The sequence below is a fragment of the Salinivibrio costicola subsp. alcaliphilus genome (genome assembly GCF_001996185.1).
Classification (GTDB): Bacteria; Pseudomonadota; Gammaproteobacteria; order Enterobacterales; family Vibrionaceae; genus Salinivibrio; species Salinivibrio costicola.
The window spans coordinates 77,830-85,821 of sequence record NZ_MUFR01000013.1 but is presented as its reverse complement, the minus strand read 5'-3'; the positions used below and the strand labels follow the sequence as shown (position 1 = coordinate 85,821).

Genomic DNA, 7,992 nt, shown 5'->3' with positions numbered 1-7,992 from the left:
GGATTTGAACCCTAGAAGGGCTATTAACCCTTGCCGGTTTTCAAGACCGGTGCTTTCAACCACTCAGCCATCTCTCCGGAACGCGGCGTATATTATTGGGTTCGCTGTGGGTTGTAAACCCTTTATTTGCCGCTTTTTGTCTGTTCGCTCAAGCTGTGATCAGCTTGGCGAATATGTTAGCAAAAGGCGATTAGCTTGCCGCCAATCGCCCTGCTTTTACTGAGATACTTTAACTAAGTCTCGTTACCGCGCAATGTTTATAGCGCGATAAAAATACCCGCCAATGCCGCACTCATTAGGTTGGCAAAGGTGGCAGCAATCACCGCGCGCACGCCTAAGCTTGCCACATCTTTGCGGCGCTCTGGCACCATGGCACCGATGGAGCCAAGTTGAATGGCAATCGAGCCGATATTGGCAAAGCCACACAAGGCAAAAGTCACAATCACCTGGCTTTGCACCGACAGGTTGGCTTTAATATCGGCAAAGGATAAGAAGGCGACAAACTCATTAAGCGCAATCTTCTGTCCCAAGAGGTTGCCGACATCAAACACTTCATGCACGGGTACACCGGTAAGCAGCGCCAGGGGTGAGAATAGGTAACCAAACAACATTTCTAGGCTTAAGCCGTCAATGTCGACCAACTCCCCTAAACTACTCAGCCCGGCGTTTAGCATCGCAATCACACTGATAAAGGCCACCAGCATGGTGCCGACCGCAACCGCGACTTTCATGCCGTTCATCGCACCGCTAGCCAATGCATCAATCGCGTTTGCTTGGTCGCTATCGCTGATCTCAACCTGGCTTTGCTCGGCCGGTGTTTCGGTCTCTGGGACGATGATTTTGGCCATCAATAGCCCACCCGGTGCCGCCATAAAGCTCGCCGCAATCAGGTATTTTAAATCTACACCCATCGCGGCATAACCGCCAAGCACACTACCGGCCACCGAGGCCATACCGCCGACCATCACCGCAAATAGCTCTGAGCGAGTCATTTTGCTAAGAAAAGGGCGAACCACCAAAGGAGATTCGCCCTGAGAAAGAAAGATGTTACTGGTGGCTACCAGCGACTCAGCTCGACTGGTGCCGAGTAATCGCTGTATGCCCCCGCCGAGCAATTTAATAACCCACTGCATAATGCCGAGATGATAAAGGAGAGAAATCAGCGCACTGATAAAAATGATTAACGGCAGAACTTTAACAGCGAAGATAAATCCATCATTGGCCAGCGGACCAAATACAAATTCTATGCCTTCGTTGGCGAACGATAACAACTTAGCCGCGCCATTGCTCATTGAGCCCAGCATGGCTTGCCCAAAGGGGATATAGAGCACTAACGCCGCGAAACCGGCTTGCAAACCAAACGCGCCGAGCACGGTACGCCAATTGATAGCTTTACGGTTAGTGGAAAATGCGCACGCGCACAGAACCAGAGCGACGAGACCTGCCGCACTATAGAGGAGTTGCATAAATAGATTACCTTGCCGTGTTGTATTGCACTTGCGGTACGGATGAGTACGACACGCTGCCGGGGAGGCAAGAGGTTCCATCATGCGTTACATCGTACCGCGGGTTCGGTGAAGGTGGGCCCTACCTTGGACGCTTTTTCTTCAGCCGCGAATCGCGACACAGCCACTCTTTGCCTATCACTGAGCAAAGAGCGCATGTTGGGCGAGCATTCTATTGTGATTGGAGTCTCATTTCCAGCAGAATTTGATCTTAGATCACACTTATTCAGCCCTGATTGCACCCTGCTAAGATCTTTTCCGGCGCTGTCTGCTCTCTCAGACAATGGTCGGATGTTTATCGCTTTATATTTATGTCAGGTTAGCGGTGTTGGTCATTCGCACCCAGCGTGACGCCTACTCTGAATAAATATGGCAAGACTGGTTGACACGTTTAACTCATATGCTATTCATGGGTAGCTATTGACAAAAACACTGAAGGCAAAACGATAAAAATCGGCCTTACGCGTAAAATATAAAAGCAATAGCGTTAAATCATAAAATTAAGCAAACACAACAACGCAATTATTATAAAGGAAACACACATGCAAACCGTCTCTTCGCATCAGGCAGGCTCTAGCTTGTCGGTGATGCAACGTCTACGCGCATTGGGGCCAGGGATAATGATGGCCGCGGCGGCAGTAGGTGGATCTCACCTTGTTGCATCTACCAAAGCCGGTGCTATTTATGGCTGGCAGCTCGCAGCATTGATCCTGCTCGTTAACTTATTTAAATACCCCTTTTTTCGAGCAGGCGTACAATATACCGCAGGCACTGGCGAAACGCTGGTAGAAGGCTATGCGCGCTTAGGCCGCCCTTACTTGTGGCTGTTTGTTGCACTGAGTGCCGTGTCTGGTGTTATTAACACCGCTGCCTTGACCTTATTTAGCGCCAGCTTATTAAGCTATTTTGTGCCGTTTGATCTGTCACTAACGGTGTTGTCGACCATTATTGTGATCACTTGCCTGGTGATATTAATTGCTGGCCACTACAAGGCATTGGATCTGCTTGCTAAAGTAATCATGGCAACGCTAACTTGCGCCACTTTGGTCGCGGTTACAGTTGCGGTCGGTAACCCAGTCGCGGTCGAGCCTAGTTTTAATGCGCCGTCGATTTGGTCCGTAGCAGCGATTGGCTTTATTGTGGTCACCATGGGTTGGATGCCCGCCCCGATTGAAATTTCTAGCATTACATCGGTGTGGCTCAAGCGCAAAGCGCAATCTGAGCCAATCAATGCCCAAGCGGCGCTGTTTGATTTTAACGTCGGCTACATTGGCACCGCGCTATTGGCGATTGTGTTCTTATCACTGGGTGCCCTGCTTCTGCACGGCAGCGGGGTGGAACTGAAACAATCCGGTATTGGCTTTTCTCATCAATTGGTGAGTTTGTATGCCGCCACCATTGGCGAGTGGTCACGTTATTTGATTGCGGTGGTCGCCTTTTTCTGTATCTTCGGCAGCACCATCACGGTAATCGATGGCTATGCGCGGGTGGTGTCCGAATCGCAACGGTTATTACGCGAGCAAACAGAAGCAGAAGCAAAACCCGCAGTTACACAAGGCTGGATGGTACTGATCGCTGTGTTGGCACTGGCTATCGTAGCATTTTGGACTGGGGCGCTGCTGACCATGCTTGATTTTGCCATGGTCGCGGCATTTGTCACCACGCCCTTTTTCGCGCTATTGAACTATATTTTGGTGACCAAGCACCGTTTACCACCCGAAGTGACCATGAGCAAGGCGATGCGCGCATTGGCAATCACCGGGCTGGTCTATTTATTTGGTTTCTTGGCCGTGTTCGTCTGGTGGAAGTGGTTGATGTAACAAACTTTACCTTGTTCGCGCTTTAAGGGCTGGGTTAACATCCCTTTACAACTTCACCATCGGTGTTAGGCGCGGATAAGGTATTATTAACCCTATAAAAGCCAGTCGTGGTTTAGATTAAGGACGTGGGCAGCTTGAAAAAGTGAACGACTGCCCGCATAACTGTCGTATATAAAAATGGATTGTTAACCCAACCGGGAGAACGTTATGAACGATCGTATCGTTTCGCACAGCCAGTCACAGCAGAGTGCGTTATCTACAAACAAGGTGCTACGTAACACGTATGCACTGCTATCGATGACACTGATCACCAGTGCTATCGCGGCCTTTATCGCTATCGCTGTCGGCATCGGCCCAATGATGTCGCTAGGTATGACCCTAGGTGCGTTGGCGATCGTGTTCTTTGTGCTACCACGCACCATGAACTCTTCTGCCGGTATTGTGTGGACATTCGTCTTCACCGGCTTGCTGGGTGCCTCACTCGGCCCAACCCTGACTTACTACCTGAGCCTTTCTAGCGGCCCAGGCATTGTGATGCAGGCGCTTGCCACCACTGGGATGGTGTTCCTAGGCCTATCGGCGTATGCCATTACCTCTAAGAAAGACTTCTCTTTCATGGGTGGTTTCTTGGTTGCCGGTGTGATTGCTCTATTAGTGGCAATGGTCGCGAATATTTTCTTGCAGATCCCGGCGTTGAGCCTGGCAATTAGCACCATCGCGGTACTGATTTTCTCAGCCTTTATTCTGTATGACACCAGCAACATCATTAATGGCGGCGAGACCAACTACATCCGCGCCACAGTGTCGCTGTACTTGAACATCTTCAACATCTTCGTTCATATGCTGAGCATTCTTGGCTTTATGAACGACGACTAAACCCTAGGGACTCGTCAGTAACAAACACAAAGAGCCGGCACGCGCCGGCTTTTTTGTCGTTAAATGGCGCACCTACTCAGTGCGGCGCGCAGCACGGAGTCACGGTTGAACGCCAGTTGCACTCGCCCTCCCTGCTCGCTATGCTTTGCAGCTTTAATAACAGCGATAACGTCCGATCAGATGACGAACAAAGGTAAGACTATGCTGGTGTATGAAGGTGAAACCATTGCGACGGATGCGCAGGGGTATTTAAAAAACGTGGACGACTGGCACGAAGCCTTGGTACCGCTGCTTGCCGAACAGGAAAACATTGCGTTGACCGAAGCACATTGGGAAGTGATTCACTTTGTCCGCCACTTTTACCAAGAATACAACACCTCACCGGCGGTGCGTTTGTTGGTTAAATCGATGGAAAAAGAATACGGCCCAGAAAAAGGCAACAGCAAGTATTTGTTCAAGCTGTTCCCGAAAGGTCCCGCTAAACAGGCAACAAAACTGGCAGGTTTACCTAAGCCGGCTAAATGTCTTTAGTACCGATGCCCAGCCTATAAGCGCCGCACTACCCACCGCGGCGCTTACATGTTTTAGCTAATTGCTATTTGTTACCTAGGCGCTGTTTTTTAGCTAAACACGACTTGTTACCTAGGCTTGTTACCTAGACGACATGGTCCTATCGAGTCGCTATAGTATTGCGAAGCCATCTACGGCGCGCCACTCCACGTCTTCTTTATCGACCTGATCAACACCCGCGGTAGGCGGCCCTTTATCTAACCACGCCATGAGGGCATCCACCGATTCATTGCGGCCACATGCCAGTACCTCAACACGCCCATCCGGTAAGTTCTTCGCATACCCGGTCAATGAGAGCTTTATCGCTTCATGGGCGGTCTGATAACGAAAGCCAACCCCCTGAACGTGACCTGTGACATAGGCCCTAATACATTTTTGAGACATCGGTCACCTCTACTGTATTCCCATTGCAAAACGACACCTGTATAACGCTACATGAGACAAGTCGTTTGACAGGATTACGTCATGAAAGAAGTTGCGTTTCGATGGATTGATAAATATTTCATCCACCTTCGGCTCCAAGAGAAATTTTACCTTATCTTTTTCCTCCCCTTACTCGCAATGGTTGTGATTGCGCTTACCTTAGATGCAGCCTCGGATACCCGTGTGGCACACAAGATGGAAGCGGAAGGCCAAGCCATTCAAGCCATGGTTGAAAAATACGACCTCCCGAAAGGCGAGGTGCAAACCCTGCTCAATAGCCAGCAAACCGGTTTTACGTTCAATGGCAATGAGCTTATCTATCAGCTCGACGGCTCGCTATTTAGCCATATGAGCGCCACCGATTGGAGCCTGCTGCTTGGCATGGTGTTAGTCATTGCAGTGCTGATTTACTACATCATGACCTTTATCGGCGGCGCCATGTACACCATGAACCAAGCTTTATTAAAGCTAGCAGATGGTGAGCTAAGTTACCGGATGAACTTTATCCCGGTCCGTGATGAGTTTAGCCAAATTGCCGTTACTATCGATCAAGTGCTCGAGCGTGAACAGAGTTTGGTAAAAGCGATCCAGGAAAGCGCAGAGATGATGGACGGCCTGTCCGCAAGTTTGCAGCAGCGCAGCAATGAAAGCGAAGCTGTGGGCGAGAGCCAGCGTCAGTACCTTGATTCGCTGGCCAGCGCGACCGAAGAAATGGCGAGCTCAATTCGCGAGGTCGCAACGCATGCCACCGAGACATCAACCCAAACACAAGAAGCCACAGAAGCTGCAAATCTGGGGCGTCAGCAAGTTCAGCAAACCATGAGCGCGATTAATGGTCTTGCCAGCGAGATAGCTCAAGCGGCAGATAAAGTCAGCGAGCTGAGCAAAAACGCCGAGCAAATCGGTACCGTGGTAACCACCATTAACGGTATTAGTGAACAAACTAACCTACTGGCGCTCAACGCCGCGATTGAAGCCGCGCGTGCCGGCGAACAAGGTCGTGGCTTTGCCGTGGTCGCAGACGAAGTGCGCACACTGGCTAGCCGCACCCAGGAATCGACGGTTGATATTCAATCTATGATTGAGTCACTGCAAACGCACACCGCCGAGCTACGCCGGGTGATGGAAGGCACGGTTGAAAATGCGTCAGCCAGTGAGGCGGCGGTGCAAGAGATTGATACTGAGATCAGCCAAATCGCTGAGCGCAGTGGCACCATTGCCGATCGCAGCACCGAAATTGCCGCCGCTGCTGAGCAGCAAGGTAATGTTGCGGGTACGATTTCGCAAGATGTGGAGCAAGTACGCAGCCAGTCTACCCAGGTTGCCCAAATGCTGCGTGATTCCGCTACCGAAGTGAGCGAACTTGGCGCACAAGCCCACCAGCTTAAAACCTTAGTGGCAGGGCTTCGCACCTAACGCCATGGTTTGATTCCATCATTCCCCTTATCGCGCGCCCTACTCTGGGCGCGTTTTTATTGCAATGCCGTCAGCCTTGCTCGACAATACCCGCCCTTTTTGCTTTATCCGCAAGTCACGTCATGATGCAGGTGCTTCACTCAGCATTTTGACGTGTTTTGCACCACCCATTGTTAGGAACCATCATGACTGCCACTGTGTATCTCGCCAAAGGCCGCGATAAATCAATCAAACGCCGCCATCCTTGGATTTTCTCGCGAGGAATCACCCGCGTTGAAGGCAAGCCCGGATTAGGTGACACTGTCACTGTTTGTGATCATCAAGGCGAATTTTTAGGCCTAGGGGCATTCTCGCCGCAATCACAAATTCGGGTACGCATGTGGTGCTTTGAGAAAACCGTCATCGACAGTGACTTTTTCCTCGCCCGTATTCGTGCGGCAAAATCGCTACGTACCATGCTCGCCGAGCGTGATGGCTTAACCGGTTACCGTCTATTGGCCGCCGAGTCAGACGGTGTGCCCGGCATTACCGTGGATAAATACGATAACTACCTAGTGTGCCAATTGCTGAGCGCCGGCGCGGATGCCCAACGCGATCACCTGGTCACCGCGCTGCGTAGCGAATTTCCTGACTGCCATATTTACGAGCGCTCGGATGTTGCGATTCGCAAAAAGGAGGGTTTGAAACCACGTATCGGCGTATTACACGGTGACGAGCCACCGGCCACTGTCATCATCGAAGAAAATGGGGTTGCGATTGAGGTCGACATTACCAATGGCCATAAAACCGGTTTTTACCTCGACCAACGGGATAGCCGCGAACAAGCGGTGAAATATATGGATGGCAAACGCGTCTTAAACTGCTTTTGTTACACTGGCGGCTTTGGCTTGTATGCGCAAAAAGGCAATGCCAAACGGGTCATCAATGTGGATGTGTCACAGCCTGCGCTCGATAGAGCCAAGGCCAATGCCGAACGTAACGGCTTTGATCTCACCCGTGCTGAGTTTGTGAATGCCGATGTTTTCAAGCTGCTGCGCACTTATCGCGAACAAGGCGAACGGTTTGACGTCATTGTGATGGACCCGCCCAAGTTTGCCGAATCGAAATCACAACTGAACGGCGCATGCCGCGGTTATAAAGATATCAATATGCTCGCCATGCAGCTGCTAAACCCAGGCGGTGTGCTGCTCAGTTATTCATGCTCAGGGCTAATGGATTCAGGGTTATTCCAAAAGATCTTGGCGGACGCGGCATTAGATGCGGGTAAAAACGTGCAGTTTATCGAACGCTTTGCACAAGCCGCGGATCACCCCACTCACAGTGCTTATCCAGAAGGTTTCTACCTTAAAGGGTTTGCGTGTTTGATTCAATAAGCCCGCGCA

Annotated in this window: 7 protein-coding genes; 5 read left to right on the top strand and 2 right to left on the bottom strand. The window is 50.8% G+C overall.

The features are described 5' to 3' along the window. Nucleotides 1–257 precede the first annotated feature (257 nt). Complete coding sequence (locus BZJ21_RS06335) at nucleotides 258–1,466, bottom strand: NupC/NupG family nucleoside CNT transporter (RefSeq protein ID WP_077461092.1); 1,209 nt, start codon at nucleotides 1,464–1,466, stop codon at nucleotides 258–260. Between the two features lie 581 nt (nucleotides 1,467–2,047). On the opposite strand from BZJ21_RS06335, the gene BZJ21_RS06330 reads away from it, so the two are divergent. From BZJ21_RS06330 to BZJ21_RS06320, 3 genes are all read left to right on the top strand, one after another. Further along, complete coding sequence (locus BZJ21_RS06330; RefSeq protein WP_077661237.1) at nucleotides 2,048–3,325, top strand: NRAMP family divalent metal transporter; 1,278 nt, start codon at nucleotides 2,048–2,050, stop codon at nucleotides 3,323–3,325. A 207-nt stretch (nucleotides 3,326–3,532) separates the two neighbouring features. After that, on the top strand, nucleotides 3,533–4,201 hold the full coding sequence (locus BZJ21_RS06325; protein WP_046073363.1) for a Bax inhibitor-1/YccA family protein: 669 nt from the start codon (nucleotides 3,533–3,535) through the stop codon (nucleotides 4,199–4,201). A 201-nt stretch (nucleotides 4,202–4,402) separates the two neighbouring features. After that, nucleotides 4,403–4,732 carry a TusE/DsrC/DsvC family sulfur relay protein gene (locus tag BZJ21_RS06320; protein WP_025672953.1) on the top strand — a complete coding sequence of 110 codons (330 nt, stop codon included), beginning with the start codon at nucleotides 4,403–4,405 and terminating at the stop codon, nucleotides 4,730–4,732. 150 nt (nucleotides 4,733–4,882) lie between these two features. On the opposite strand, the gene yccX is transcribed toward BZJ21_RS06320, so the two are convergent. Next, complete coding sequence (gene yccX / locus BZJ21_RS06315; RefSeq protein WP_077461090.1) at nucleotides 4,883–5,155, bottom strand: acylphosphatase; 273 nt, start codon at nucleotides 5,153–5,155, stop codon at nucleotides 4,883–4,885. Nucleotides 5,156–5,236: 81 nt separating this feature from the next. Here yccX and BZJ21_RS06310 point away from each other — a divergent pair, with 81 nt between their 5' ends. Beyond that, complete coding sequence (locus tag BZJ21_RS06310) at nucleotides 5,237–6,610, top strand: methyl-accepting chemotaxis protein (protein ID WP_077576614.1); 1,374 nt, start codon at nucleotides 5,237–5,239, stop codon at nucleotides 6,608–6,610. 185 nt (nucleotides 6,611–6,795) lie between these two features. Beyond that, entirely contained in the window at nucleotides 6,796–7,983 is a 1,188-nt protein-coding gene (locus tag BZJ21_RS06305; RefSeq protein WP_077661236.1) for a class I SAM-dependent methyltransferase, read from the top strand. The last annotated feature ends 9 nt before the right edge of the window (nucleotides 7,984–7,992 follow it).

What these genes read in the sequence shown, in the direction of transcription:
- BZJ21_RS06335 (WP_077461092.1), bottom strand. Translation starts at nt 1,466, where the DNA reads ATGCAACTCCTCTATAGTGCGGCAGGTCTCGTCGCTCTGGTTCTGTGC.
- BZJ21_RS06330 (WP_077661237.1), top strand. Translation starts at nt 2,048, where the DNA reads ATGCAAACCGTCTCTTCGCATCAGGCAGGCTCTAGCTTGTCGGTGATG.
- BZJ21_RS06325 (WP_046073363.1), top strand. Translation starts at nt 3,533, where the DNA reads ATGAACGATCGTATCGTTTCGCACAGCCAGTCACAGCAGAGTGCGTTA.
- BZJ21_RS06320 (WP_025672953.1), top strand. Translation starts at nt 4,403, where the DNA reads ATGCTGGTGTATGAAGGTGAAACCATTGCGACGGATGCGCAGGGGTAT.
- yccX (WP_077461090.1), bottom strand. Translation starts at nt 5,155, where the DNA reads ATGTCTCAAAAATGTATTAGGGCCTATGTCACAGGTCACGTTCAGGGG.
- BZJ21_RS06310 (WP_077576614.1), top strand. Translation starts at nt 5,237, where the DNA reads ATGAAAGAAGTTGCGTTTCGATGGATTGATAAATATTTCATCCACCTT.
- BZJ21_RS06305 (WP_077661236.1), top strand. Translation starts at nt 6,796, where the DNA reads ATGACTGCCACTGTGTATCTCGCCAAAGGCCGCGATAAATCAATCAAA.